The following is a 25,444-nucleotide window of genomic DNA, read 5'->3' as shown; positions in this document are numbered from 1 at the left end:
TCGCCACCGAACTGAACAACCGACCCCGCAAAACCCTGAGCTGGAAAACCCCAGCCGAAGCACTCAACAAGCTACTCTCAGAACCATTCAATCCACCCGGTGTTGCACTCACCACTTGAATCCGCCAGGGCTGCAGGCATGGTGAAGCACGAGAAAACATGGTTTACATGATCATTTGGAAATGGGCCGTCGAATCATGACCGGTATGTGAGATAGCCTCACGTTCGTGCCTCATGAGATTGACCCGACCTTCAACGCCTTGCCCTCGCGTGTGCTCGCCGACGCCGCTCTGCAGCGCGCGCGAGATCTCGGAGCTCACTTCGCCGAGTTCCGGCTCCAGCGCATCCGCTCGCAGAGCATGGCCCTGCGCGACGCCAACCTCGAAGGAAGCCACGACGGCGAGGACTGCGGGTTCAGCGTCCGGGTCCTGGCCGACGGCACGTGGGGTTTCGCCGCGGCCGTCGACCTCACCGTCGACGCCGCCGTCAGCGTCGCCGAACAGGCTGTGGAGCTCGCCAAAGTCGCCCGCACGCTCAGCCCGCTCCGGGTGGAGCTCGCCGACGAGCCGGTTCACTCCGACGTCACCTGGGTCTCGGCGTACGGCATCGACCCCTTCACTGTGCCCCATGCGGACAAGCTGGAGTTGATGGCCGCCCGCTCCCGCCGCGTGCTGGCACAGCGCGGCGTCGACCACGTCACCGCGCAGCTGGATCAGGTCCTGGAGAACAAGTTCTACGCCAACTCGGCCGGCACCATCACCACTCAGCAGCGGGTGCGGATCCAGCCGGTGTTCGAAGCGCTCGGCGTCGACGCGGACAGCGGCAGGTTCGACACCATGCGCACGCTGGCCGCGCCAGCCGGGAGGGGCTGGGAGTACGTCTCCGGCGAGGACGGGATGATCGCCTGGGACGACGCGCTCGACGAGCTGGGACCGCTGCTCGAAGAGAAGTTGGCCGCGCCTGGCGTGGACGCCGGACGCTACGACCTCGTCGTCGATCCGACCAACCTCTGGCTGACCATTCACGAGTCGGTCGGGCACGCCACCGAGCTAGACCGAGCTCTGGGCTACGAGGCGAACTACGCCGGGACCTCGTTCGCCACTCTCGACCAGCTGGGCAGCCTCCGGTACGGCTCGCCCGCCATGCACGTCACGGGCGACCGCACCACGCCGCACGGCCTGTCCACCATCGGTTACGACGACGAAGGCGTGCAGACCCAGCGATGGGACATCGTGCGCGACGGCGTCCTGGTCGGATACCAGCTCGACCGGGCGATGGCCCGCGCCAACGCCGATACCCTCGGGACCAGCAGATCGAACGGGTGCGCGTTCGCGGAGTCGGCCACCCGTTTCCCCGTCCAGCGGATGGCCAACGTGTCGCTGCAGCCGGCCGAAGGCGGGCCGTCGGTGGACGAGCTGGTGTCTCAGGTGGACGACGGCATCTACGTCGTGGGCGACAAGTCGTGGTCGATCGACCAGCAACGGTACAACTTCCAGTTCACCGGCCAGCGTTTCTACCGGATCAGGAACGGCCAGCTGGCCGGTCAGCTCCGAGATGTCGCCTACCAGGCCACCACCACGGACTTCTGGGGTTCCATGGCGGCGGTCGGCGGGCCGCAGACCTACGTCCTCGGCGGTGCGTTCAACTGCGGCAAGGCGCAGCCCGGCCAGCTCGCACCCGTCTCGCACGGCTGCCCGGCAGCGCTGTTCCGCGACATCAACATCCTCAACACCGCACAGGAGGGCGCCGAGTGACCGGGCCGATGACACCACAGGAGATCGTCGAGCGCTGTCTCGGCCTGTCGAAAGCCCACGGAACGACGGTGCTGGTCGACGAGACCTCCACGGCCAATCTGCGATGGGCGAACAACGCGCTGACCACCAATGGCGTGATGCACGACCGCCAGGTCACGGTGATGGCCACTGTCGAGGACGGCACCGGCGTCGCCTCGGGCGTCGTTGCCCGCAACGCGGTCACCTCCGAAGACCTCGAACCGCTCGTGCGTGCCGCGGAACAAGCCGCCCGGACCAACGGCCCAGCCGAGGACGCCCGCCCACTCGTCACCGGCGACGCTTCACCGGACTGGACCGAGCCACCCGCGCTCACGTCGGCGTCGGCGTTCACGACGGTTGCTCCGGCGCTGGGCGATGCCTTTGAGCGGGCGCGCTCCGGTCACCGGCTCCTCTTCGGCTACGTGGAGGACGTGCTCACCACCACCTACCTGGGAAACTCAGTCGGACTGGCCCTGCGTCACGCACAGCCGTCCGGGCACATCACCACCACCGGCATGTCCGCCGACCGGTCAGCCTCGGCGTGGGCGGGCCAGTCGTTCCTTACACCATCGGATATCGACGTCGCCGGGCTCGACGCCGAACTGCATCGCCGGCTGACCTGGTCCGAACGTACCATCGCCTTACCACCAGGGCACTACGACACCGTGCTGCCGCCCTCGGCAGTGGCCGATCTGATGATCTATGCGTACTTCTCCATGGGAGCGCGCGACGCACACGAGGGCCGCACAGTGTTCGCGACGCCAGGCCAGGGAACCCGGGTCGGGGACAGACTGTCGCCGCATCCGGTCAGCCTCTGGTCCGACCCCGTGGCGCCCGGCCTGGAGTCGGCCCCGTTCGCGCTGGCTCGAGCGTCGTCATCGGTGCAGAGTGTGTTCGACAACGGGCTCCCCCTCCAACGCACCGAGTGGATCAGCGACGGCCGGCTGTCCGCCCTCATGCACACCCGCCATGCCGCCGACATCACTGGCCTGCCGGTCACGCCCGGGATCGAGAACCTTGGGATGACGGTGGCCGAAGGCTCCGGCACCGTCGACGACCTGGCAGCACAGGTGGAGGACGGTCTCCTGCTGACTTGCCTGTGGTATATCCGCGAGGTCGATCCACAGCGGCTGCTTCTCACCGGCCTGACCCGAGACGGCGTGTACCAGGTCCGCAACGGGGAGGTCACCGGGGCGGTGAACAACTTCCGGTTCAACGAGAGCCCGGTGGAGCTGCTCGAGCGCTTCACCCAGGCAGGCGCCACCGGTCCGGCGTTCGGCCGTGAACTGGGCGAGTTCTTTCCGCGTACCGCGATGCCGGCCCTACGTGTGCCCGACTTCAACATGTCGTCGGTCAGCCAAGCGTCGTAACCCCGGGTGTGTGTCACCTGATCGTCGATATGTCGTCTGATCATCTTCCTGGAACAGGCCAGGTGTACTAACGCGCCGCATGGGCACGGTTGTGCCGTCTGATCTCATCCCACGATATGGACGCGGAACGATCAGAGGGCACAACCGCGCTTGAAGTACCGACTACGTCATCTGATCCACAACGGGACACGCCCGAACGCGATCAGACGACAAAACGATGATCAGGTGACGAACATGGTGGCAGGGCTGTCTGGCCTAGCCGCGCTGCGGTCCACCGTCGTCCGGAAGGTCGGGGACCTCGACCAGGCCCGCCGCCTCACCGTCCGCCGTTTCGACCTCGGAGCCATCCTCGACTCCGAGGTGAGAGAGCCGGCCGTTCGTGCGACGACGACGGTTGATGACATGACGGATCAGCTCGACCAGGACGGTGATGCCCAACGCGATACCGAGACCAAGCAGCAGGCCACGGAGGGGGTCCTCCTCGAACGCCTTACCTCCGAAGTAGCCGATCAGGCCAGAGTACGCGCCCCAGGACAACCCCGCGAACAGGTCGAACAAGCTGAACTTTCGCAGCGGGTAGTGCACGGTCCCACAGGTCAGCGTGACCGCTGTCCGGCCGCCCGGGATGTACCGCGCCACGACCAGGATCAGGCCTCCGCGACGCTCCAGGGCATCCGTCGCCCACGCGATCGCCGTAGTCGCGCGTTTCCCCCCGAGGAAGCGATTGCGCAAGCGCACTCCGGCAGTCCGGCCGATCGCGTAGGACACATGGTCACCCACGAATGCGCCGACAGCCGCGGCCACGATCACCCACAACAGGGACGGCTCTCCGCTGGCGGCAAAGACGCCCGCGGTGATCACCAGCGTCTCACCCGGTACCACGGGGAAGAAGGCGTCGAGCATCGCGAAGCCGAAGATCAGCGCATAGATCCACGGGGAGGACATGGCGTCCTCAGCGACCGCCAAGATCGCGTCGGCGAACTCGCCCAGTTCCTCCAGCATGGTCCTCTTCCCCGTGGAACGACGTGTCACGCCCACGGCGCATACCGGCGTGCCGGGTCTGCCGTCCCTGAGCGTTTCTATCCTTTCACGACGCTACACACAACACCGCGCCAGGACATACGACCACAGGTGGACTTCTGGTCTCGTCAACCCGGAGGGATCATCCCCGGATTCACCCCGGCGAGCTCACACAGCGTCCTGCAGAGGGAGCCGTCCGGCGCCCGGTCTGCAGGACGCTGCCGGCTCAGGCCAGCCCTGCTACTCGAACGCCTCCGGCGGCGGGCAAGCGCACACCAGGTGCCGGTCGCCGTAAGCGCTGTCGATGCGCCGTACCGGCGGCCAGTACTTGTCGGCCCGGGCCGACACCGACGGGTACACGGCCAGCTCCCGGCTGTACGGGTGGACCCACTCCGCCGCCATCGACGCCGCGGTATGCGGGGCGTTTCGCAGCGGGTTGTCCTCGGCCGGCCATTCCCCCGCGGCCACCCGGTCGGCCTCCTCTCGGATGGCGATCATCGCGTCGCAGAACCGGTCGAGCTCGGCCAGGTCCTCGGACTCCGTCGGCTCGATCATGAGCGTCCCGGCCACCGGGAACGACATCGTCGGCGCGTGGAAGCCGTAGTCGATGAGCCGTTTCGCGACGTCGTCGACGGTGACGCCACTCGCCTTCGTCATCGGCCGGAGGTCGACGATGCACTCGTGGGCGACTAGCCCGCCGCGGCCTGTGTAGAGCACGGGGTAGTGCTCGGCCAGCCGGGCGGCCACGTAGTTGGCGGACAGGACCGCCGTCTGGGTAGCGAGCTTGAGCCCTTCGGGTCCCATCATCCGGATGTAGGCCCACGGGATCGGCAGGATCGACGCCGACCCGAACGGCGCCGCCGAGATCGGGCCGACACCCGTCGCGGGACCGGCCTCGGGCAGCAACGGGTGGTTCGGCAGGAACGGCACGAGGTGCTCGCGGACGCCGATGGGCCCGACGCCGGGGCCTCCCCCGCCGTGCGGGATGCAGAACGTCTTGTGCAGGTTGAGATGGCTGACGTCTGCTCCGAACTCGCCCGGCTTGGCCAGGCCGACGAGCGCGTTCAGGTTGGCGCCATCGACGTAGACCTGGCCTCCCGCTTCGTGGACCAGCTGGGCGATCTCGCCGATGCCTTCCTCGTAGACGCCGTGGGTCGACGGGTAGGTGACCATGATGGCCGCCAGCCGTTCCCGGTGCTCGGCGATCTTGGCCCGCAGGGCGTCCATGTCGACCGTGCCGTCGGTCGCCGCCCCCACGACGACCACGCGCATTCCCGCCATGACGGCCGACGCCGCGTTGGTGCCGTGTGCGCTGGACGGGATCAGGCAGACGTCTCGTCCCTCGTCGCCTCGCGATCGGTGGTAGGCACGGATGGCCAGGAGCCCGGCGAGCTCACCCTGTGAGCCGGCGTTCGGCTGCACCGACACCGCGGCGTAGCCGGTGATGGTGGCCAGCCATGTCTCCAGCTGCCGAATCAGCTCGAGATAGCCCTCAGCCTGCTCCACCGGAGCGAACGGGTGGATTCCCGCGAATCCGGGCCAGGTGATGGACTCCATCTCGGTCGCGGCGTTGAGCTTCATGGTGCACGACCCCAGCGGGATCATGCCTCGGTCCAGTGCGTAGTCCTTGTCGGCGAGCCGGCGCAGATAACGCAGCATCGAGGTCTCGGACCGATGGACGTTGAACACGGGATGGGTAAGGAACTCGCTGGTGCGCCGCAACTCGCCGGGAATCGCCGAGCGTACCTCGGCCCCGGACTCGACGCCGGTGCCGAAGATCTTCAGCACCACCGCGATATCGGCGTCCGTGGTCACTTCGTCACACGCGATGCGTACGCCGTCCGCGCCATGGAGCCCCAGGTTGATGCCGAGTTCCGCGGCCTCGGCGACGATCGCCTCCGCTCGGCCGGGCACGCGCGCCAAAACGGTGTCGAAGAAGGCGTCATGTGCCACCTCGACGCCACCGGCTCGCAGCTGGACGGCAAGGGTCGCCGCATGCCGGTGGACGCGCCCGGCGATCTCGAGCAAGCCGTCGGGGCCGTGCCATACGGCGTACATCGAGGCTACGACGGCCAGGAGAACCTGTGCGGTGCAGATGTTCGACGTCGCACGCTCCCGCCGGATGTGCTGTTCACGAGTCTGCAGGGCGAGGCGATAGGCCTGGCTGCCGTCGGCGTCGACGGATACGCCCACCAACCGGCCGGGCAACCCGCGCTCCAGGCCGGAGCGAACCGCCATGTATCCGGCGTGTGGTCCCCCATATCCGAGCGGCACGCCGAAGCGCTGGCTACTGCCCACGACGATGTCCGCTCCGGACTCACCCGGTGGCACCAGCATGGTGAGACTCAGTAGATCGGCGGCGACGCTGACGAGTGCACCTCGCTCATGTGCCTCGTCGATCAGCGGCCGCAGGTCCCGGACCCGCCCGGACGCGCCCGGGTATTGCAGCAGCACGCCGAAGAACTCACCCTCCGGCAGCCCCGCGTCCAGGTCTGCGACCTCCACGTCGATGCCGAGCGGCTCGGCCCGGGTACGGATCACCGCGATCGTCTGCGGAAGAGTGTCGTCGTCGATGATCAAGCGGTCCGCACCACCCCGGACGGACCGGCGCATCAGCGTCATCGCCTCGGCGGCAGCGGTGGACTCGTCCAGGAGACTGGCGTTGGCGGTAGGCAGGCCGGACAGGTCGGCCACCATCGTCTGGAAGTTCAGCAGGGCCTCGAGCCGGCCCTGCGAGATCTCCGGCTGGTACGGCGTGTATGCCGTGTACCAGGCGGGGCTCTCCAGCACCCGCCGAACCACCACCGGCGGGGTCACGGTGTCGTGATAGCCGAGCCCGATCATCTGGGTGAGCCGCTTGTTGCGCCGGGAAAGCTGCCGCAGCTCCTCCAAGGCGTCGAGCTCGGAGCCGGCCGTCGGCAGGTCGAGGCGTTCGACGGTGCGGATCGCCTCGGGCACGGCGGCGTCGGTCAGGGCGTCGAGCGAGTCGTAGCCGACCGTGGTCAGCATCGCTGTGATCTCGTTGTCGCGCGGGCCGATGTGGCGGGCGACGAACGGCGCGTCGGCGGACACGCTGGAGAGCGGCTGCTGACGTGGATGGGACGAAGACATGACCGGAGCTCCTCGGTTTCGCTGTGTGCGGAATATCGAGCGCTCCCCCTCTGTCATGGCCCGCGCGCACACCGTGTGCGACGGCCACTCCAGAGTCGCCTGTCCCGGCTGGTCCCTGATGCCTGAGAGGTTGACGGGGAATGTTGCCCCTTCGGCGCCCCGCGACGTCGCTGTCGACGAGGACTCTCCCAGCCGGAGTCACTGGCTTCTGCGCCCAGCATAACGCCGAAGCGACAAGAGACCCGCGTACGCACGCCGGAGGCACTCGAGATGTAGGAGTCCCCTGCCTGCCGATGACGTCGCAGCGTGACACGAGCACCACATCGGTTGCGTCCGGCCCTGTGCGGTGTAATGTCGCGCGAGTGCAACGGCGAAACGGGGCTGCCGAAGACGGCTGGCTGGCGCGGCTGATCAGGCGGCGTCCCCGATTCACCCACCCGGCGCAGTTCGTCGTCGCAGGGTTCGCGCTCATGGTGACCGTCGGCACCGTGATCCTCCTGCTGCCCATCTCGCGCGAAGGGCCGGGTTCGGCCACCTTCCTCGAGGCGTTGTTCACCGCGACCTCGGCCGTCTGCATCGTCGGGCTCATCATTGTCGACACGCCCGGCTACTGGTCGACCTTCGGCGAGGTCGCCCTCATGGGGATGATCCAGGTCGGCGGCTTCGGCATCATGACCATGAGCTCGCTGCTCGTCGTGCTTATCTCCCGGCGGATGAACCTGCGGTCCAGACTGACTGCGGCCGCCGAGACCAAGAGCCTTGGCCTCGGCGACGTACGCCGGGTGGTCATCGGCGTCGCCAAGGTCAGCATCGCCTTCGAGCTCACCGTTGCTGTCATTCTCACCGCGCGGCTGATGATCGGTTACGACGAGCCACTCGGACGAGCCAGCTACCTGGGCCTCTTTCACGCGGTCTCGGCCTTCAACAACGCCGGCTTCTCCCTCTACAGCGACAGCCTGATGCGGTTCGTCACCGATCCATGGATCTGCCTGCCGATCGCCGCCGCCGCGATCTGCGGAGGAATCGGCTTCCCGGTCCTGCTGGAGCTGCGCCGTCAGTTCTGGCGGCCCCGGGCATGGAGCCTGCACACGAAGCTCACCGTGGCCATGTCTGTGTTACTGCTCGTGCTCGGCTCCGCGTTCATCCTGGCCAGCGAGTGGGGAAATGAGAACACGCTCGGCCCGCTCAGCCTTCCGGGCAAGCTGCTGGCCGGCTTCTTCCATGGAACGATGCCTCGGTCCACCGGATACAACACACTCGCCGTGGACCAGATGAACGAGGCGACGTGGCTCGGCAACGACGTCCTGATGTTCATCGGCGCGGGCAGCGCGGGCACCGGCGGCGGCATCAAGGTCACCACGTTCGCGTTGCTGGCCTTCGTGATCTACTCCGAGCTGCGCGGCGAGCCGCACGTGAACATCTTCGACCGGCAGGTGGAGCCGCGCGTGCAGCGTCAGGCGCTCACGGTCGCGTTGCTGACGGTGGCACTGGTGGTGATACCCACCGTCATCATCTTGTTCGTTTCGGACCTGTTCAGTCTGGACCGCGTATTATTCGAAGTGATCTCGGCGGCATGCACGGTGGGCCTGTCCACCGGAATCACCCCTGAACTTCCCAGTGGCGTTCAAGGCATGCTCGTCGTGTTGATGTTCATCGGACGGCTGGGCCCCATCACCCTGGGCACGGCACTCGCCCTGCGTCACCGGACCCGGCTGTACCAGCTTCCCGAAGGGAGACCGATCATTGGGTAGGAAGCAGCGCGACGTGAACGTCGTGGTGGTGTGTGGGCTCGGTCGCTTCGGCAAGTCTCTCGCGCTCGAGCTGATGAAGGCCGACACCGAAGTTCTCGGGATCGACGCCAGCGCCGACGCCGTCCAATCGGTGTCCGGCCGCCTGACGCACGCCGTGGTTGCCGACACCACCAAGGAAGAGGCGATGCGGCAGCTCTCCGTGCACGAGTACTCCCGCGCCGTCGTCGGCATCGGCTCGGACATCGAGTCGAGCATTCTCACCGCGTCCGTGCTGGTGGAGATGGGTATTCCCAACATCTGGGCAAAGGCGATCAGTCACTCGCACGCCCGGATTCTGACCCAGATCGGCGTGCACCACGTCACCCGTCCCGAACACGATATGGGCGCGAGAGTCGCGCACCTGGTCAGGGGCCGGATGATGGACTACATCGAGTTCGAGGACGGCTTCGCCATGGTGAAGACCACTCCCCCGGCGCACATCGTCGGCAGGCGGCTCAGCGACTCGAAGGTCCGTCAGGAGTACAACGTCACGGTCGTGGCGATCAAGCGTCCCGGCGAGGGCTTCACCTACGCCACCGCGGAGACCATCATCCGGCCCGGTGACACGGTCATCGTCTCCGGCCTGGTGCGCGACACCGAACGCTTCTCCGAGGCTTCGTAGAGGCCGTACGTTCGGCTGTGGCGGGTTTCCCTTCCTCGCCCGAGCGGCTCGTCAGGCGGGTTTGGCGGCGCGGGCACGGCGCCGGGCCGCGAGTTGGTCCCCCGGATGCTCAGCGTCGTCGTCGGCCCGCTCGGACGGCAGCTCCACGAGCGTGGCCTCGACCTCGCGCCACACCCTGCCCACCGCGATCCCGAACACGCCCTGGCCGCCCTGAACGAGGTCGACCACTTCGTCGGCGGATGTGCACTCGTACACGCTGGCGCCATCACTCATCAGGGTGATACCGGCCAGGTCTTCCACACCCCGCTCCCGCAAGTGTCCGACAGCCTGGCGAATCTGCTGCAAGGAGACACCGGTGTCCAGAAGCCGCTTGACGATCTTCAGGACCAGGATGTCCCGGAAAGAGTAGAGCCGCTGGCTTCCCGAGCCGGAGGCCGAGCGGACCGTGGGCTCGACCAGACCGGTACGTGCCCAGTAATCCAGCTGGCGATAGGTGATCCCGGCGGCGTTGCACGCCGTGGGGCCGCGATAACCGGCGTCTTCGGGAACAGCGTTCACCACCGGGTCGAAGAGCTGACCCTGGGCGGCACCGACGCGGGCACCGGACTCCACGAAACGCCCGGCCGAACCGGTGCCGGATGTGCTCTCTGCGCTCACGCCGTCCCCTTCGTTATTGGTGTGACAGGAGTGACGTTAGGCGTGCCCGGCACCCCGGTCAACGCAACACGCGGTAAAGCCTCAAGCTCAACTTCAGGTTGAGCGCATTTTCCGGCAGTCCCCGCTCTCCCGGAGACGCCGGCGCCAGCTTGACGCCCTCTAACGCTCCGGGGGCTGTCCATGGAAGTCCTCCGGCGACACCTGGTCCAGGAACTCCCGAAAGCGCTCAACCTCTTCCTCGGGGATCTCGCTCTCGTCCGGGTTCTCCAGCCCCTCGTTCATCACGATTCCGGCCTCGTCGAGCAACGGCTCGGTCGCGTAGATGGGGGTTCCGGTGCGCAGAGCAAGCGCGATCGAATCCGACGGCCGCGAACTCACCTCAATGCCCCCGGACAGGACCAGCTCGGCGTAGTACGTGCCGTCCCGGACCTCGGTGATGCGAACTTGCTCCAACGACGCACCCACGGCTTCCAGCACGTCCTTGAACAGATCATGGGTCAACGGCCGGGGAGGGACGACGCCCTGCTGGGCGAAGGCGATGGCCGTGGCCTCCACGGCACCGATCCAGATCGGCAGACAACGCTGTCCTCCCACTTCACGCAGGAGCACGATGGGCTGATTTGACGGCATCTCTACCCGGACGCCGACCACGTCGAGTTCGCGCACATCACCAGACTACCCCCGCAGGCCCGGGGATCCAGCGTCCCGTGCGGCTGAATCTGCGGTGATCGCCAGCACGCCGGCGCGTCCCGGCATCGGTGCGGCTCGATCAGCGCGGCCGGATCCGCCGCACACCCGCGTCGACGAACGCCGCGTGCAAGCGCGTGGTCAGCCTAGCGATCTCTGCGGCGGTCTCCTCCGCCCTGCCCGCGGCCTCGGCGCTGCGCTGGCGCAACATCGGTGCCAGGACCTGCTCCACCAGATCCACCTCGCGTTCGGCCGCGCTGCGCACCGACCGCAAGTGGCGTGGCTCAAGGCCGTACTGGGCGAGTTCCCCTGCCGTGCGTGCGACGAACAGGGCGTGTGCGTCGTAGACACCACTTCTCGACGGCTGAACCAGCGAGTACGACTCCAGCTCGGCGAGCAGCTCGGCGCTGATTCCTGCCGCCTCGACCAGGGAGGCCTGAGTGAGTGCGACCTCGTCCTCGCCCGCGCTCTTCGCCGACCCAGCCGTGTACGGCGTGACCGGACGCTCACCGTCGGAGACCAGCTCCATACCGCGATTGAGCTGTTCGAGCTGCTCCTTGATGACACGCAACGGAAGATAGTGATCTCGCTGCACAGTGAGCACGTACCGCAACCGCGCGACATCGTCGGGCGTGAAGCGCCGGTAGCCCGACGCCGATCGCTGCGGCTCCACCAGACCTTCAGCCTCCAGGAAGCGAATCTTGGAGATGCTGACATCCGGGAAGTCCGGCCGCAGCTGCGCCAGGACCTCCCCGATGCTCATGGTCTGACGAGCCGGCAGCGCCGAGCTCACCTCGGTCCGCCCCCGAACCCGTGCTGGCTCGAGTAATAGACCAGGCGGTACTTGCCCACCTGCACCTCGTCTCCGTTGGCCAGGCGGACCTCGTCCACGCGATCACGGTTGACGTACGTGCCGTTGAGGCTGCCGACGTCGGAGACGACGAAGCCGCCCTCGTGGCGGCGGAACTCCGCGTGCCGACGCGAGACCGTCACGTCGTCGAGGAAGATGTCGGAATCCGGGTGGCGCCCCACGTTGACGACATCGGTGTCCAGGAGGAAACGGCTCCCGGCGTTGGGACCGCGCAGGACGACGAGCAACGCGCTGCCCTCGGGCAGCGCATCGACGGCGGCCTGGTCGGTGGGTCCGAGATCTCGGCCCTCGTCCCGCTCCGCCTCCTCGCGCGGAATCATCATGGTGCTCGTGGCGTCTCCGGTCTCGCCCGGCGACCCCGAGGTGGCGATCCTGGCTCCGCACTGCGAGCAGAACTTGGCATCGCTCGGATTCTCATGCCCGCATTGGGTACAGAACGGCATCGGCTCGGCCTCCCGCCGCTGATGTACGCGGCTCGATATCGTCGGCGCGTCGAAAGTCTATGCCAGACCCTCGACCCTCGCCTGAGGGTTGAGAAAGATAAGGGAAACTTATGGCGCGACCAGGCCCAGGGTCAACTCAACCCTCGACCTGAGAGCGGTACTCGTCGGCGCTGAGGAGGCCGTCGTACGCCGACTCGTCGGCGGGAACGATCTCGAGCATCCAGCCTTCGCCGTACGGGTCGGAGTTGACCTTCTCCGGCGCGGAGTCCAGGGCCTCGTTACGGGCCGCCACGCGACCTGTCAATGGCGCGTACAGGTCGCTGACGCTCTTCGTGGACTCCAGCTCTCCGCACGGCTCGCCCCCGGTGACCTCGTCGCCCACCGCCGGCAGCTGCACGTACACGATGTCACCCAGCTGTTCCTGGGCGAAGTCGGTGATCCCGAGGCGCACGCTCCCGTCCGCCTCCCCCGGCCTGCGGACCCACTCGTGCTCGGCCGTGTACTTCAGGTCATCGGGATACATGGATGGAACCTGCCTCCTTCAACGGTGTGGCGCTCTTTTCCGCAAGCCCACATCATCACATGGAAGGGGGGCTCATTCGTCGTCCGGTGCCGGTCGGACGTGCTCGAGTTCGTCAACGTCGTGCAACGCGTCCACCGTCAGCTCGCTGAACTGGGTGACCGTCGCCTCACCGCCGTCTTCCTCGATCCTGCTGACGACGCCGTTGGGAAAGTGCATGGCTTCGTCCAGGCTCGCCGGATCGCCGATGGCCGTGATCACGTACGTGGGGTGCAACTCGACGCCCGAGACGTTGACTCCCCTCTCAGCGGGCAGCACATAGGTGCTCGCCACTACCCGGACCTTCTCGCCGCTCCCGACTCCCTCGATCTGGATGGCCTCGGCGCCAGCCGATCGGAGCTCGACGATCGCGGCGAGCAACCGGACCTCACGGACCAAGCCCTCCGGGTCACTGATGGTGAGCTGAATTCCCGGGCCGGTGGCCGGGACGGTGCCCGCGATCACCTGTAACTGCCGGATGCGCTCCTGAGCCTGTTCCAGGGCCACCCCTTCGGAATCCGCGCTCGAGGTGAGCTCGTCACGGTCCTGGCGGAGCTCCCGGATCTCCTCCTCCAGCCTGTCCCCTTCGCGGCTGAGGCCGTCGTAGATCTGCAGCAGCTCGTCCCGCCGGGCGTGGGCGAGCGTGTCTTCTTCGTCACCGCGGACCTGCACCACCGCGGCGAAGCCGAGCAGGCATACGAGGACCCCGACACCGACGTGCTTGGTCTGCGGGCGAGCGGTGAGGGCCCGCCAGAACCGCTTACCGCCGGACGGAGCGACCGGCCGGAAGCGAGCGGTGCTCCCAGCGCCGCCGCCCGGCGGCGCCTGAGATGCCTTCTCCTGATCAGTCATGCGGCTCACGCCCGGAACAGATGCCGACGGATGGTGGCGACGTTGGTGAAGATGCGGATACCGAGCACAACGATCACCGCGGTGGACAGCTGAGCGCCGACGCCCAACTGGTCGCCCACATAGACGATCAGCGCCGCGATCAGCACGTTCGCGACGAAGGAGACGACGAAGACCTTGCTGTCGAAGATGCCTTCCATGACCGCGCGAATACCGCCGAAGACTGCGTCAAGTGCTGCCACGATGGCGATCGGCAGGTAAGGCTGGAGACTCAGCGGGACGGACACATCCAGGAACAGTCCCGCGATGACGCCCAGCAGGAGACCGAACACGGGAATCACGAGGCCTCCCCGGCATTGTTGGCATAGAGCAGATTCACGCTGGTGGCCGGGAGCTCGATCGATTCTTCCGCCCGCACGGAATACCTGATGCCCCACTGCGCCGAAGCGCTGCGAAGAAACTCACCGCCCGGGCCATCGCTGAAATGGTTCGGCAGGGTTCGCGAATCACCGATGGCCTGGACGTAGTACGGAGGACTCAGCGGCCGGCTATTGACCAAGATCACGTCATTCGCCATTCGAATGGCACTCAAGGCCGAGACCCGCTGCCCGTTGACACTGATCGCTTCCGCACCCGCCGCCCAGAGTCCGTTGACCACTTGCTGCAGGTCGAGGTCAAGCACCCGGGCCATGTCCGGCCGCTCCGCCTCCTCCGGACGCTCGGCGTTGTCCAGAACCACGGACACACCAGGACCGGCGACGGCGGACGTGCCGGCCGAACCCTGGAGCAACTGCAGTTCTTCACGCACGCGCTGCCCGGCGCCGCTGCTCTGGAGCCTGCTGTCCTCGAGCTCGGAAATACTCGACTGAAGGTCGGCAAGGGTCTCCTGTAGGCGTTCCGTGGTCGATTCCTGGGCACGGATCCGCTCAATAAGCCCGGCGCGCTCCGCCGAGACCACGCCGGCGCTTCCCTGCGCCTGCAGGATGGCCGCTGAGAGCAGCAGGCCTAGCCCGAGCATGCCCGCTATCAATGCCACCGATAGGCCCTTCTTCTGACCCAGCGGTGTGGTCTGCCCAGACTCCGCACGCTTCGCCGCAGCTTGGGCGTATCCGGGATCCATCGGTTGCGCGAATACGTTGTTGAGCAGCGACATGGAAGCGTCACGAGGACGCGTGGCCACTGTCTCCTTACCCGACACCGTCATATCGTCGCACGCCCTGCCAAGATCACCGGCAATGCCGTACGGGTGCTGCGGTCATGCTGGTAGTTCTCGCAATACCCGGCGTACCTGTCCCGCATAAAGAATGCCTGCCCACCAGTACAGGGCCACGCCCCAAATTGCGAAAGCCCACCCGAACACCTGTGCCAACATAGGTAGCGTACCCTCGCCGATGCCCAGCAACAACAGTGGGAACGCATACAAGAGGCAGAAGGTGGCGGCCTTGCCCAGGAAGTGCACGGGCAGCTTCACCATGCCGCGCCGGCGAAGCAACGGCACCAGCAGAACCAGGAAAAGATCCCGCGCCACGAGCAGCGCCGCGAACCACAACGGAATGATGTCCCGGATGGTGAAGGCGATGATCGTGCTGAAGATGTACAGCCGGTCTGCCAGCGGGTCCAGGATCTCGCCCACTTTGCTGATCTGATTCCAGCGCCGAGCCAGCTTTCCGTCGAGATAGTCGCTGAATCCGGAGAATGCCAGGACAGCGAGCGCCAGCAGGTCGGCCTCTTCGACCAAGATCAGCCAGAGGAACAGCGGAACGCCGAGGAGGCGAAGGAAGGACAGCAGATTCGGGATGGTGAAGACCCGATCGGTCTGCACCTCCGTCTCCTGAACGTCCACGCCGGGCCGCCTCTCCTACCGCGCCGATGGCCTTGTCAACCGTACACCGCAGCGACTTTCCCACAGAACCAAGGCAGCGGCCGCGGCGATGCGTGGGCCAAGGAGACGGCCGACGGATCACCGCATGAGGCAGAACTCGTTGCCCTCCGGATCGGCCATCACCGTCCAGCCCTGCTCGTCCTCCCGAAGCGTGGACGCACCCAGGCCGGTCAGGCGCCGAAGCTCGGCGTCGAAGTCATCGGATGTGATGTCAATATGCAGCCGGTTCTTCGCCTGCTTGGGCTCGGGCACGAGATTGAACCACAGCCGTGGCCCTACCCCCGAGCGTGGCTCGACGAGGACCGACGGATCGTCTTCCGGATCGTCGATGCCCTGCGCCTTGAGGTAGGCCATGGCCTCCTCGTCATACGGGGCGACGTCGTAGTCGTCCAGAGCCGCCGCCCAGAATCGAGCCAGTGCGGCCGGATTCCCGCAGTCGAACACCACGTCACGTAAGCGTGCCATGGTTGTCAATCGTGCCAGATGGTTCCAGCACGCCGCACCTGGCTGCCGCGAAGACAGGCCCGTCACTCCGGCCGCTCCCGGCGCATCCGCTCGCTAGAGGTCGTGGGATCCGAGAAAGGCGGCGACGGCGGCGTTGAACTTACCCGGGCGTTCCATGTTCGGGTAGTGAGCGCAGCCCTCGATGGTGACGAGTTGCCCGCGCGGCACGGACTCGACCAGCGTGCGCGCCATCCGCAGATGGTCGCGGGCGTCGAGATTGCCAACGATGCCCAGGACCGGCGCTTCGATGCCCGCGAGGCGAGGCCAGGTGCCCGCCACCGGAGTAGCCGGAACAGGCGGCCTCGGCGTGCCGGGCTCGTCCGGCACCACATGTGTGGCGAGCGTGTCGCGCACCATCGCCTCGACTCCTTCGACGACGCCCGGGGCCACCTCACCCAAGTCGCGGTGAGGACCCGGCACGAACCGCATGAACGCCTCGATCCATCCGTCGGCGTCTCCAGCGGCCTGTGCCTGCTGCCATGCGGCGAAGACATCCAAGGTCCATGGGTCGCTGAAGTCCGGCTCGCTGGTGCCGGCGCCGGTGACGACGAGCCCCGCCACCCGGGCAGGATGCTCGAGCGCGGTGTCAACGGCGGTGCTGCCGCCCATGGACAGGCCCACCAGCACCGCCCGCTCGATCTGCAGGGCGTCGAGGAGGGCGACGACGTCGTCGCACAGGCGATGTGGGCCGGTGGCCGTGGAGGAGCGGCCATGGCCGCGAGCGTCCGGAGCCACGATCCGCCGGCCGGTGAACGCGTCGAACTGCTGCGCCCACATCCGGTGGTCGACGGCGCCGCCGTGCAGCATAACCAGCGGGATGGCGTCCGTTCCTGGATCGCGGTCGACATAGGCGACGGTCAGACCATCGCCGCTGAGGAAGCGGATCGGGGGTTGCACGTCAATCATGACACCTAAGGTGTCATAGTTCCTGGAGTTTGACAATCCAGGTGTCATACTTGGTTGTCGTGACGACCGAGCCGCTCGACCCTGATGCACTCGCCGCCCGCCTCGCCGAGGTCTACCTCGTGGTCGGTCCGCTGTATCGCAAGGTCCTGCGCGTGGTGGAACGCGACCAACAGGTCATGGGGATGTCCGTGGGCGTGCGCGCGGTGCTGGACCAGTTGCGCCGGCGCGGCGCTCTGACGGTCCCGGACATGGCGCGCGACCAGGACCTGAGCCGTCAGTTCGTGCAGCGCATGGTCAACGACGCGCGGGCTGCCGGCTGGGTCGACGTCGTCGAGAATCCCGCACACCGCCGCTCTCACCTGATCCGCCTCACGCCCAGCGGAGAGGATGCCATCGGAGCCGTCGCCGCTCGTGAGCACGGGCTCTTGCGTCGCGTGGGTGGCGACCTCACCGGCACCGAGATCGACGCCACCCTCCGCGTCCTCACCGAAATGCTCAGCGCGATCGACACGATCGAACGCGAAGGGACCGGCCTTAACGCGGAGCAGCCGCCGGAGCCTGCGTGAACTCGCCTGCCTTGATCCAAGCTCGTTGTTCGGGTGACCAGTGGAGGCCGGCGGCGCCACCGCTGAGCACCGGGTCGGTGAACTCGACGATGTCGAAGAGGAGAACGCCGAAACGTTCCGGGGTGGACGCTTCGAGGCGTTGTTTACGTCGCCAGGTCAACCACTTCGGCTGAGCGAGGTCGGCCATGCCGTCGAGCGCCTCTGCCAATGGCCTCAACCTCACGCCGCGATTGCCAGCGACTGCGCCGACTGCGCTCACCAGGAGTAGTAATCGTCGTCACGGATGACAGTGCCAGACACCGACTCGGAGCCGAACACCAGGCCGTCACCGGTATCGAGCGCGGCTATCGCCTTTACTCGCTGAGTGACGTCATGAACGTCGTTGCGGAACCCAGCCGCCGCCAGGTCGATGTCTCTGGTAGGGCGTCGCGCAGCGAACGCCGCCATCAGGACACCGCCTTTGAGCACGAAGTCCGCGGCGTGCTGCGACCTGGCGAGCCGCCCGAGGAAGCCTTCGAGCGCATACAGGGTGAAGTACTCAGCCGATTGGCGACGATGACGGTTAGCGAGCCTGCGCAGGTCAAGATACGCGCGTCCAGCGGCGGTCTCACGCGTGGGCCCAGGCGGTGTCACAAGAGGATCTCCAGCGCCTGTCGAAGCCGCGGTAGAGCCTTGGGGAAGGCTGTTGCGATCTCGAGCAGGTCCGACGGTGAGTTGCCACGCTGCCCGATCCACTGGCGCAACGCCGTATGAGCAACGTCGCCGCCTTCCTGATGCATCAGGCGGAAGCAGTCGACGATAGTGCGCTCGGCCGAGTAGACGGCGAGCTCGAGTCCGGCCCCGGCCCAGAGCGCTGCTCGGCCGACATCGAACGTCGCGGCATCGAAGCTGTGCCACGTGACGTGCTCGAATCCCGCGGGATGGCGGGTGCCGCGAGGCAGTGCGATGTCCGCGCCGAACGGGATGGCGTCGCTGAGGTTGTGGTGGACGAGCGCACTGGTCAGGCACATTGTCGCTTCAGGCTGCACCGCGGTCGCGGCGGCCAACGAGGTGAAGGCGGGATCGATCATGTTGGGCCGAACGTACACGCCACGACCGACACGCTCGAGCTCACCGGTTTCGATCATTCGATAGACCTGGTCCTTGCGTAGTCCAGCGGCACGCGCGTGGCTGAGCGTGAACGCCGGAGTGTGGGGCGCCGTCATGCAAGTGACCTCCTATCTGTATACAGGTAGAGCATACCTGCATACAGATAGGAATTCCTGGGTTGCCGGTCGCTCCGGCCGGTTCGCGCCATACCGCTAGGCCGCGTCCTGTTCGTCAAGCTAATTCGCGGCGCATGATCGAGCGCGGCCGCCCGCCGCTGCGACCCGTGGTGGGTACGGCACGGTGGAAGCCGTGGGCTTCGAACAGTCGCGTCGAGCCGACGTACCCGCTGATCACGTCAACGCGTTCGCCGTCGCCGACCTCGACTGGGTAACCCTCGATCACCTCGGCTCTGTTCGCCGCGGCATGCTCGACGGCGCCCTCGAGCAATGCGTGCATCAGCCCTCTGCGGCGGAATCCGGCGCGCACGACGAAGCAGACCGCCACCCAGGCGTCGCGCTCGTCGAGGAAAGGGATAGTGCGGGAGTTCATCAGACGCCGATAGGTGCTTCGCGGTGCCACCGAGCACCAACCGGCCGGAACGTCGTCGACATAGGCGATCACGCCCGGGCCTGGCTCCACCTCACACAACTGGCGCATGAAGCCCGGGCGATCCTCGTTCGATACTCGCGAGTCCCGGTACGACATGCACCAGCAGCCCTTGCCACCCGGCTTCTTCACCCCCACCACCTCGGCGAAGTCGGTGAACCGGCCCACTGCGGACCGGACCTCGACCTCGCTGAACGCACCGTCGGCGGACTGCGTCGTCATCATTGCCTCACGGTACGTGTCGATCAATTCGCGGCTCAACACCCAGCGAACGAGCGTTTCCGCAGTGCTCGGCATCCCGCCACCGGGCAGTTCCCGCTGTCCCTTGACACGGACTTCGCTTACGGGTTGCAGCAGGTGGGCGGGCGGCAAGGCAGACCCTGCATCACGCCTTCGCGTTCAACCGGGCTCTCATCCCGATCACCGCGTACGTCAGCCCTCCGATCGTGTGCATCCCGGCGAGCAGCAGACCTGTGGTGAGGTCGTGCGCGCCAGTGAGGACGAACGGGATGGTGATGATGACACCGGCCACGCCCGCGACGATCGCGATCATTGTCCAGCGGCGGGAGCGGCGTGCGATCAACGCCAGCATGAGGGCACCGAGCGCGAGTGGGACCGCTGTCTTCCACGCCACATCACCGGGGACAATCACGTGGTTGGGCTCACCAGCACCAGGATCGATCCGCAGCGCCGCGTCGGCTGCCTTTCCGATGGCATAGAGCCCGAGATTCGCCACCGTGGCGACCACGATGCACACGGCAGCCACGGGTGCGAACCTTGCGGCGCGGCGGCCGAGGTCGGATGACGTGTGGGCGCGGACGATCGAAACAGGCATGCGTGTTCCTCCAAGAGAGCTTCGTACCGACGGTGCTACTCCCTGAGACAAGACACGCCTGGCGATTGTGACATCGCCACGATCAGGGCGGGCCGGTGCTACGGCTGCTGACGCTTGGCTGCGAGGTAGGCCTCACGTGTCAACCAGGCGTCGGCAACCGGGCCGAGGTGCGCGAGCTTGTCCGGGTTGGTCACGGCGCGCACCGCCTGGACCAGGCCGTCGGCGATGTCGAGCATTATCACGTTGACCACCGCCCCGGCGCCGTCCCGGACGACGGCACCCGGCTGACCGTTGATTTCGCGCACTTCCCCGGTGAGGCCGATCTGGGTGAGCTGCGGCCATGCCGACACGAGCAGCCGAGCGGATTTGTCCGCACCCACAACGGTTCTGGGCAGATTCGGTGCTTTGCCGCCGCTATCAGAGACGACGTGAACGTCAGCGGCCAACAACTCCCGCAGCGCGCCCACATCGCCGTCACTCAGCGCCGCGAAGAAGTGCGCGGCCAAGCGCTTGTGCTCACGTCGATCCGCCTCAAAACGGGGATAGCCCTCGTCCATGTGGTGTCGCGCTCGCACCGCCAGCTGCCGGCACGCAGACTCTGAGCGTTCGATCATCGCGGCGATCTCGGCGAATCCGAACCCGAACACGTCCCGAAGGACGAAGACAGCACGTTCCAGCGGGCTGAGCCGTTCCATCAGCAGCAGGACCGCGATCGACACCGACTCGGCCAGTTCCGCCGAGCGCTCCGGGTCCTGATACGGATCCTCCAGCAATGGCTCCGGAAACCACTCGCCGACGTACTGCTCGCGGCGCATTCGGGCAGACCGCAACTCGTTGATCGACAATCTGGTCACCACGGTCGACAAGAACGCCTTCGGGGAGGCGGCGCGCGTGCCGGAAGATTCATAACGCAGCCACGCCTCCTGAACCACGTCCTCCGCCTCGCTCACACTGCCGAGAATGCGATAGGCGATAGAGAACAGCAGGGCCCGCAGTTCCTCGAACTCCTCGGCGCCCGTCACCTCAGCGACTCCCGCCATCGCCCTCCCATCCGACACTCCCCCGCGTACATCATCGCCCACGCTACAACGATCAAGCAGCGATCGAGAGCGCCGGAAGCCCTAGCACGTTCCACTGTGCTGCAGGGGTCGCCCCACGCCGCAGACGTGGGTTCGCGCGCCAGCTGGGGCGAGCACCGTGAGAGAGTGGCCACGTGCAGATCAGGATGCTTGGATCCTTCGAAGTGCGCACGGATGACGGCGCCGTGGCGGAGGTACCGGGTGCCCGGTTGCGCGCCCTGCTGATCGCCCTCGCACTAGAACCACGCCGCATCGTCCCGAAGAACACGCTGGTCGACTGGATCTGGGGTGAGCAGCCGCCCTCCGACGCGGGGAACGCCCTGCAGCGCTTGGTTTCGCGGTTACGCAAAGCACTGCCCGAAGGGTGGGTTGAGGGCCTGACGGGTGGCTACCGACTGACCGTGGACCCCGGCATGGTCGACGCCGTCCGGTTCGAGCACCTCGTAGCGCTGGCCCGCCAGGAAGAGGGCTCTGGTCGGGTGCGGCTGCTACGCGAGGCCCTCGCGCTGTGGCGCGGCGCGGCAATGCAGGACGTCGGCTTGGAGGATAGTGAAGCCTTCGACGCCGCGGCGACCCGGCTCGAGGGCCTGCGCCTGACGGCGATGGAGGATCGGTTCGATGCGGAGGTCGCCCTCGGACACGGCGCGGAACTGGTCCCGGAACTGACCGACGTGGTGGCGGCGTATCCGATGCGGGAACGGCTGGTCGCTGCGCTGATGCGCGCGCTGGCGGCAGCGGGCCGCGCGTCCGAGGCCCTGCTCACCTACGAGCGTACGAGGGAAGCCCTGGCCGACGCCTTGGGGGTTGATCCCTCGCCGGAGTTGTCAGCCGTGCACGTCGCGCTGCTGCGCGGCGAGTTGGGGCAGCGGGACGGGAACCGGAAGACCAACCTGCGTGCCCAGCTGACCAGCTTCGTCGGGAAAGACGCCGACGTCGCCGCGGTCAGCAAGCTCATCGGAGAACATCGGCTCACCACGTTGACCGGGCCGGGCGGGTCGGGCAAGACCAGGCTCGCCACGGAAACCGCACGGACGATGATCGGCGATCTGCCGGACGGAGTGTGGTTGGTCGAGTTCGCTCCCATCGGCGCCGATGTCGATCTGCGCCGCCAAGCGTCTCCACATGCGGGCGGCGGCGGGGGTCCTTCGGACGGTGACGTGGCGCAGGCAGCGCTGACCGGGCTGGGTCTCCGCGATGCGCTGTTCGGTACGGCGCAGAGTGCTGATCCCGTGGACGGGCTGATCGCTGCGCTCCGCGATCGAGAGATGCTCCTGATCTTGGACAATTGTGAGCATGTGATCGAGCCCGTCGCGGCTCTGGCCGAACGGGTGCTCGGAGAGTGCCGGCGCCTGCGGATCCTGGCGACCAGCAGGGAACCCCTCGGCATTACCGGTGAGGCGCTGTGGCATGTCGAGCCGCTGGCCATGCCAACCGGCGCTGGCCTCGGCGAGGTCGCCACCTCGCCGGCGGTGCGGCTGCTGCGCGACCGGGCGAGCGCAGTGCGCAAGGACCTCGGCATCGATGAGCACACGCAGTACTTGATGGTGCGGATCTGCCAGGCGCTGGATGGTATGCCGCTGGCGATCGAACTCGCCGCCGCCAGGCTGCGCACCATGACCGTCGAGCAGCTCGCCAATCGGCTCGACGACCGGTTCCGCTTGCTGACGAGCGGCAGCCGCACTGCGTTGCCGCGGCACAAGACGCTGCGCGCGGTGGTCGACTGGAGCTGGGAGTTGCTCACCGATGCCGAACGCATGGTGCTGCGCCGCCTGTCAGTGTTCTCGGGCGGGGCGAGCCTGGAGGCGGCAGAACGAGTCTGCGCTGCCGATTCCGTCGAACCAGAGCAGGTGCTGGAGTTGCTCACCTCGTTGGCCGAGAAGTCGCTGCTGATCACCGAGGGTAGCGGCAACCCGCGCTATCGGATGCTCACCACGATCAAGGAGTACGCCGCGGATCGGCTCGCCGAGGCGGGGGAACTAAGCCAGGCCCGCGGGGCTCACCTGACCTACTTCACCGAGCTCGCTGAGACCGCGGAGCCACACCTGCGCCGCGCCGAACAACTGGAATGGCTCGCCACGCTCGAGACCGACCACGACAACATTAGCGCCGCCCTGCGCGGGACCATCGCAGCCGGTGACGCACGGGCGGCCATGCGGCTCGCTGCCGCCACCGGATGGTACTGGTGGCTCGGCGGGCGCCGGACCGAAGGCCTTGAGCTGCTCATCTCGGCCGCCAACCTGTCCGGCGAGGTTCCCGACGACCTCCGCGCCATCACATACGGGCTGGTGGTGCTCTATGTGACCTCCGGGCGGGGCGACGAACACCTGGGCGCGGAGTGGATACACAAGGCGTACCGGTTCAGCCAGCGAAGCCAGAACGACAACCCCCTGCTGGAATTCGCTATCCCGCTGGAACGCCTTCTCCAGGCACCCGAGGAAGCGGTGACCGCGTTCGAGTCGCTGCTGGGCAGCGTCGACCCCTGGGTACGCGCGATGGCGCGGTGGCAGGCGGGCAAGTTGCGAACCATGCTCGGCCAGGGCGGCCCGGAAGTGGACGCCCAGCTGGAACAGGCGCTTGCGGAGTTTCAGGCGCTAGGCGAACGGTTCGGGTTGTCGTTGGCGCTGTCCGTACTGGCGGGCCAATGTGCCGCACGAGGCGAATTCTCCGCTGCCTGCAAGTACCACGACCAGGCCGTCACGGCCCTCACCGAGCTCGGCGCTGTCGAGGATGTGATCGAGGCACGCACTCAACAGGCGCTGCTCTACTGGCTCGACGGCGATCGCACGGCCAGCGCCGCCGCCATCGCCGATGCCGAGCGAGTCGCCGACGGTGTCACCTGGCCGTACGCGCTGGTCGACTTGGCGCTCGCCAAGGCAGAGCTCGCTCGCCGGGGCGGTGACACCAAGGAGGCCCGCCGGCAGCTCGGGCTCGCGACCACTCTCCTGGGCGATGCCGCCGAGCACGCGACCATCCGGGCAGGGATACATGACATGCTCGGTTACCTGGCCGACGATCTCCGAGAGTCTCGTACCCATCGCGTGGCTGCCTGGCTGGCGGCGACCGAGGCGGGAGCTCCGCACTTGATCGCCCAGATCCTCGTCGGGGTCGCGGACCTCGCCATCCGTCTAGATCAGCACGAACACGCGGCACGGTTGCTGGCAGCCAGTGTCAGCGCACGCGGCCTGCCCGATCGCTCCCACCCTGACGCGGCCAGAATCGAGCAGAACGTGCGCCGTCACCTCGGCGAGGCACGCTTCGCCGAGGTGACGCAGGCGGCTTCTCAGACGAGCTGGTCTGAGCTGGTCGAGGTCACTTTCGCCTCTGAGGGTCAGCCGGCCACGCGCTGAATGGTGATGTCGCCATGCCGCGTCCGCGCGTGAACCGAGACCTTGCCATCGGAGGTGCCCGGCTCGCCGGACGAGGAGATGACGTTGTGCACGGCTCCTCGCTCGCTGTTGACGTCAGTGGAGGCGGACACACCGTCGGCGACGCCGACCTCGATGTTTCCCGAGCCGGTCGTCAGCTTCGCCCGGCCGTCGCCCATCCGTCCGATCCGAATGGCACCGCTGCCGGTCGTGGCGGTGACGCTGCCATCGGCGCGGTCGATGTCGAAGTCGCAGCTGCTGCTCCTGAGACCCAGATCAGCCGCGGCGTGGCCGATCCAAGTCTGCCCGCCTGAGTTCAAGAACCCGACCGTGCCCCTGACCTCTCCGATCCGCATCGTGAACGCCGCGCCTTCGATATCAGTGCGCCCGGCGATGTGGCTGATCGCGACGTCACCCGAGGCGATGTTGGCCTGTAGCGCCTCGATGCCATCAAGCTGCACCTGACCCGATGCCATATGCAGCTCGCACTCGCCCAACGAGCCGTCGGCGTGGACATCCGAGTGTGCCAGGTACGCGGCCAGGCTGGAGCCGACGGGCAGGTCGATCGTGATGGCGACCGAGCCTTTCTTGTCTCCGGCCGTCTTCGTTCTGACCGATAGCCGACCGTCAGCGAAATCGACTCTGGTGTTCTCGGCCACCTTGACGTCTTTCCGGCTCGTCTTGTTGATGGGCTCGACCAGGACAACGGTGTCAATCCGGTCGCTCGCGGTGACCTGCACCTGAGCCCCGGCGACCTCCACGGTCGCGGCGATCGCCCCTGGGGTGGCAAATGTGGGCATGACTACTCTCCCTGTACGTCGAATGTCTTGTGTCGTCGAGCCGGTCGCCCCAACCGAGTTGG

Annotated in this window: 26 protein-coding genes, 2 pseudogenes and 1 riboswitch; of the genes and pseudogenes, 7 read left to right on the top strand and 21 right to left on the bottom strand. The window is 67.0% G+C overall.

Annotation, left to right across the window (positions count from 1 at the left end; genetic code table 11):
• From G1H11_RS27545 to G1H11_RS24100, 3 genes and pseudogenes are all read left to right on the top strand, one after another.
• Window positions 1-119: pseudogene (locus G1H11_RS27545) on the top strand (IS30 family transposase); the annotation flags it as partial.
• Window positions 120-226: 107 nt separating this feature from the next.
• The gene (locus G1H11_RS24105) at window positions 227-1,753 is read left to right on the top strand and encodes a metallopeptidase TldD-related protein (protein ID WP_163821167.1); all 1,527 of its coding nucleotides are present in this window, start codon (window positions 227-229) and stop codon (window positions 1,751-1,753) included.
• Window positions 1,754-1,761: 8 nt separating this feature from the next.
• Entirely contained in the window at window positions 1,762-3,141 is a 1,380-nt protein-coding gene (locus G1H11_RS24100) for a metallopeptidase TldD-related protein (RefSeq protein ID WP_163821182.1), read from the top strand.
• A 255-nt stretch (window positions 3,142-3,396) separates the two neighbouring features.
• On the opposite strand, the gene G1H11_RS24095 is transcribed toward G1H11_RS24100, so the two are convergent.
• A complete protein-coding gene (locus G1H11_RS24095) occupies window positions 3,397-4,143 on the bottom strand; it encodes a DedA family protein (RefSeq protein WP_163821166.1) in 747 nt (248 codons plus the stop codon).
• Between the two features lie 258 nt (window positions 4,144-4,401).
• The gene (gene gcvP / locus G1H11_RS24090) at window positions 4,402-7,272 is read right to left on the bottom strand and encodes an aminomethyl-transferring glycine dehydrogenase (RefSeq protein ID WP_216844098.1); all 2,871 of its coding nucleotides are present in this window, start codon (window positions 7,270-7,272) and stop codon (window positions 4,402-4,404) included.
• A 99-nt stretch (window positions 7,273-7,371) separates the two neighbouring features.
• Window positions 7,372-7,473, bottom strand: a riboswitch (glycine riboswitch).
• A gap of 161 nt (window positions 7,474-7,634) precedes the next feature.
• Here gcvP and G1H11_RS24085 point away from each other — a divergent pair.
• Together G1H11_RS24085 and G1H11_RS24080 are read left to right on the top strand one after the other, a co-directional pair.
• Window positions 7,635-9,023 carry a TrkH family potassium uptake protein gene (locus tag G1H11_RS24085; RefSeq protein ID WP_216844097.1) on the top strand — a complete coding sequence of 463 codons (1,389 nt, stop codon included), beginning with the start codon at window positions 7,635-7,637 and terminating at the stop codon, window positions 9,021-9,023.
• Between the two features lie 22 nt (window positions 9,024-9,045).
• Window positions 9,046-9,684, top strand: a complete 639-nt coding sequence (locus G1H11_RS24080; RefSeq protein ID WP_163821181.1) for an NAD-binding protein — start codon at window positions 9,046-9,048, stop codon at window positions 9,682-9,684.
• Window positions 9,685-9,735: 51 nt separating this feature from the next.
• Here the strand turns inward: G1H11_RS24080 and G1H11_RS24075 are convergent, their stop codons facing one another.
• From G1H11_RS24075 to G1H11_RS24025, 12 genes and pseudogenes are all read right to left on the bottom strand, one after another.
• Window positions 9,736-10,341: a MerR family transcriptional regulator gene (locus G1H11_RS24075; RefSeq protein WP_163821163.1), complete on the bottom strand. Its 606-nt coding sequence runs from the start codon at window positions 10,339-10,341 to the stop codon at window positions 9,736-9,738.
• A gap of 159 nt (window positions 10,342-10,500) precedes the next feature.
• On the bottom strand, window positions 10,501-11,007 hold the full coding sequence (locus G1H11_RS24070; RefSeq protein WP_163821162.1) for a bifunctional nuclease domain-containing protein: 507 nt from the start codon (window positions 11,005-11,007) through the stop codon (window positions 10,501-10,503).
• Between the two features lie 103 nt (window positions 11,008-11,110).
• Complete coding sequence (gene ftsR, locus G1H11_RS24065) at window positions 11,111-11,791, bottom strand: transcriptional regulator FtsR (protein ID WP_163821161.1); 681 nt, start codon at window positions 11,789-11,791, stop codon at window positions 11,111-11,113.
• Between the two features lie 26 nt (window positions 11,792-11,817).
• The gene (locus tag G1H11_RS26185) at window positions 11,818-12,222 is read right to left on the bottom strand and encodes an FHA domain-containing protein (RefSeq protein WP_281352529.1); all 405 of its coding nucleotides are present in this window, start codon (window positions 12,220-12,222) and stop codon (window positions 11,818-11,820) included.
• A gap of 72 nt (window positions 12,223-12,294) precedes the next feature.
• Window positions 12,295-12,342, bottom strand: a pseudogene (locus G1H11_RS27315) (hypothetical protein); the annotation flags it as partial.
• 136 nt (window positions 12,343-12,478) lie between these two features.
• Complete coding sequence (gcvH, locus tag G1H11_RS24055) at window positions 12,479-12,865, bottom strand: glycine cleavage system protein GcvH (RefSeq protein ID WP_163821159.1); 387 nt, start codon at window positions 12,863-12,865, stop codon at window positions 12,479-12,481.
• Between the two features lie 72 nt (window positions 12,866-12,937).
• Window positions 12,938-13,753, bottom strand: a complete 816-nt coding sequence (locus tag G1H11_RS24050) for a DUF881 domain-containing protein (protein WP_246211810.1) — start codon at window positions 13,751-13,753, stop codon at window positions 12,938-12,940.
• Window positions 13,754-13,758: 5 nt separating this feature from the next.
• Window positions 13,759-14,091 (bottom strand): DUF1290 domain-containing protein, encoded by a 333-nt coding sequence (locus G1H11_RS24045; protein WP_163821157.1) that lies wholly within the window; start codon window positions 14,089-14,091, stop codon window positions 13,759-13,761.
• Entirely contained in the window at window positions 14,088-14,930 is an 843-nt protein-coding gene (locus G1H11_RS24040) for a DUF881 domain-containing protein (RefSeq protein WP_163821156.1), read from the bottom strand. Before G1H11_RS24040 ends, G1H11_RS24045 begins: the two co-directional genes overlap by 4 nt.
• A 75-nt stretch (window positions 14,931-15,005) precedes the next feature.
• Window positions 15,006-15,593 (bottom strand): cardiolipin synthase ClsA, encoded by a 588-nt coding sequence (clsA, locus tag G1H11_RS24035; protein WP_163821155.1) that lies wholly within the window; start codon window positions 15,591-15,593, stop codon window positions 15,006-15,008.
• A gap of 117 nt (window positions 15,594-15,710) precedes the next feature.
• Window positions 15,711-16,097 carry a VOC family protein gene (locus G1H11_RS24030; RefSeq protein WP_163821154.1) on the bottom strand — a complete coding sequence of 129 codons (387 nt, stop codon included), beginning with the start codon at window positions 16,095-16,097 and terminating at the stop codon, window positions 15,711-15,713.
• Between the two features lie 93 nt (window positions 16,098-16,190).
• Complete coding sequence (locus G1H11_RS24025; RefSeq protein WP_163821153.1) at window positions 16,191-17,042, bottom strand: alpha/beta fold hydrolase; 852 nt, start codon at window positions 17,040-17,042, stop codon at window positions 16,191-16,193.
• Between the two features lie 59 nt (window positions 17,043-17,101).
• Between G1H11_RS24025 and G1H11_RS24020 the strand changes: the two genes are divergently transcribed.
• Window positions 17,102-17,608, top strand: a complete 507-nt coding sequence (locus G1H11_RS24020; protein ID WP_163821152.1) for a MarR family transcriptional regulator — start codon at window positions 17,102-17,104, stop codon at window positions 17,606-17,608.
• Here the strand turns inward: G1H11_RS24020 and G1H11_RS24015 are convergent.
• The 6 genes from G1H11_RS24015 to G1H11_RS23990 form a co-directional block, all read right to left on the bottom strand.
• On the bottom strand, window positions 17,577-17,816 hold the full coding sequence (locus G1H11_RS24015) for a hypothetical protein (protein ID WP_163821151.1): 240 nt from the start codon (window positions 17,814-17,816) through the stop codon (window positions 17,577-17,579). The two genes, G1H11_RS24020 and G1H11_RS24015, sit on opposite strands and share 32 nt — an antisense overlap.
• A gap of 47 nt (window positions 17,817-17,863) precedes the next feature.
• On the bottom strand, window positions 17,864-18,241 hold the full coding sequence (locus tag G1H11_RS26180) for a nucleotidyl transferase AbiEii/AbiGii toxin family protein (protein WP_163821150.1): 378 nt from the start codon (window positions 18,239-18,241) through the stop codon (window positions 17,864-17,866).
• Window positions 18,238-18,813, bottom strand: a complete 576-nt coding sequence (locus G1H11_RS24005; protein ID WP_163821149.1) for a type IV toxin-antitoxin system AbiEi family antitoxin domain-containing protein — start codon at window positions 18,811-18,813, stop codon at window positions 18,238-18,240. The genes G1H11_RS26180 and G1H11_RS24005 overlap by 4 nt, the downstream gene beginning before the upstream one ends.
• A 115-nt stretch (window positions 18,814-18,928) precedes the next feature.
• Entirely contained in the window at window positions 18,929-19,528 is a 600-nt protein-coding gene (locus G1H11_RS24000; protein WP_216844096.1) for a GNAT family N-acetyltransferase, read from the bottom strand.
• A 160-nt stretch (window positions 19,529-19,688) separates the two neighbouring features.
• A complete protein-coding gene (locus tag G1H11_RS23995; protein ID WP_163821148.1) occupies window positions 19,689-20,138 on the bottom strand; it encodes a DUF6069 family protein in 450 nt (149 codons plus the stop codon).
• A gap of 98 nt (window positions 20,139-20,236) precedes the next feature.
• The gene (locus tag G1H11_RS23990; RefSeq protein ID WP_163821179.1) at window positions 20,237-21,160 is read right to left on the bottom strand and encodes an RNA polymerase sigma-70 factor; all 924 of its coding nucleotides are present in this window, start codon (window positions 21,158-21,160) and stop codon (window positions 20,237-20,239) included.
• Window positions 21,161-21,351: 191 nt separating this feature from the next.
• Here G1H11_RS23990 and G1H11_RS23985 point away from each other — a divergent pair, with 191 nt between their 5' ends.
• On the top strand, window positions 21,352-24,564 hold the full coding sequence (locus G1H11_RS23985) for a BTAD domain-containing putative transcriptional regulator (protein WP_163821147.1): 3,213 nt from the start codon (window positions 21,352-21,354) through the stop codon (window positions 24,562-24,564).
• Here G1H11_RS23985 and G1H11_RS23980 read toward each other — a convergent pair.
• Complete coding sequence (locus G1H11_RS23980; RefSeq protein ID WP_163821146.1) at window positions 24,546-25,382, bottom strand: DUF4097 family beta strand repeat-containing protein; 837 nt, start codon at window positions 25,380-25,382, stop codon at window positions 24,546-24,548. The genes G1H11_RS23985 and G1H11_RS23980 overlap by 19 nt on opposite strands.
• Window positions 25,383-25,444 lie beyond the last annotated feature (62 nt).

Source organism: Phytoactinopolyspora alkaliphila (assembly GCF_010550695.1).
GTDB classification, from domain to species: domain Bacteria; phylum Actinomycetota; class Actinomycetes; order Jiangellales; family Jiangellaceae; genus Phytoactinopolyspora; species Phytoactinopolyspora alkaliphila.
Note: the sequence above shows the minus strand (reverse complement) of the source record. Positions and strands in the feature narration are given on the sequence as shown.

Excerpts from the sequence above, each read along its gene's own strand:
- G1H11_RS24095 (WP_163821166.1), bottom strand. The coding sequence starts at position 4,143 with ATGCTGGAGGAACTGGGCGAGTTCGCCGACGCGATCTTGGCGGTCGCT.
- G1H11_RS26185 (WP_281352529.1), bottom strand. The coding sequence starts at position 12,222 with ATGATGATTCCGCGCGAGGAGGCGGAGCGGGACGAGGGCCGAGATCTC.
- G1H11_RS24025 (WP_163821153.1), bottom strand. The coding sequence starts at position 17,042 with ATGATTGACGTGCAACCCCCGATCCGCTTCCTCAGCGGCGATGGTCTG.
- G1H11_RS23995 (WP_163821148.1), bottom strand. The coding sequence starts at position 20,138 with ATGCCTGTTTCGATCGTCCGCGCCCACACGTCATCCGACCTCGGCCGC.
- G1H11_RS24005 (WP_163821149.1), bottom strand. The coding sequence starts at position 18,813 with ATGACGGCGCCCCACACTCCGGCGTTCACGCTCAGCCACGCGCGTGCC.
- ftsR (WP_163821161.1), bottom strand. The coding sequence starts at position 11,791 with ATGAGCATCGGGGAGGTCCTGGCGCAGCTGCGGCCGGACTTCCCGGAT.
- G1H11_RS24000 (WP_216844096.1), bottom strand. The coding sequence starts at position 19,528 with ATGATGACGACGCAGTCCGCCGACGGTGCGTTCAGCGAGGTCGAGGTC.
- G1H11_RS24030 (WP_163821154.1), bottom strand. The coding sequence starts at position 16,097 with ATGGCACGCTTACGTGACGTGGTGTTCGACTGCGGGAATCCGGCCGCA.
- G1H11_RS24100 (WP_163821182.1), top strand. The coding sequence starts at position 1,762 with ATGACACCACAGGAGATCGTCGAGCGCTGTCTCGGCCTGTCGAAAGCC.
- G1H11_RS24050 (WP_246211810.1), bottom strand. The coding sequence starts at position 13,753 with ATGACTGATCAGGAGAAGGCATCTCAGGCGCCGCCGGGCGGCGGCGCT.
- G1H11_RS23980 (WP_163821146.1), bottom strand. The coding sequence starts at position 25,382 with ATGCCCACATTTGCCACCCCAGGGGCGATCGCCGCGACCGTGGAGGTC.
- gcvH (WP_163821159.1), bottom strand. The coding sequence starts at position 12,865 with ATGTATCCCGATGACCTGAAGTACACGGCCGAGCACGAGTGGGTCCGC.
- gcvP (WP_216844098.1), bottom strand. The coding sequence starts at position 7,272 with ATGTCTTCGTCCCATCCACGTCAGCAGCCGCTCTCCAGCGTGTCCGCC.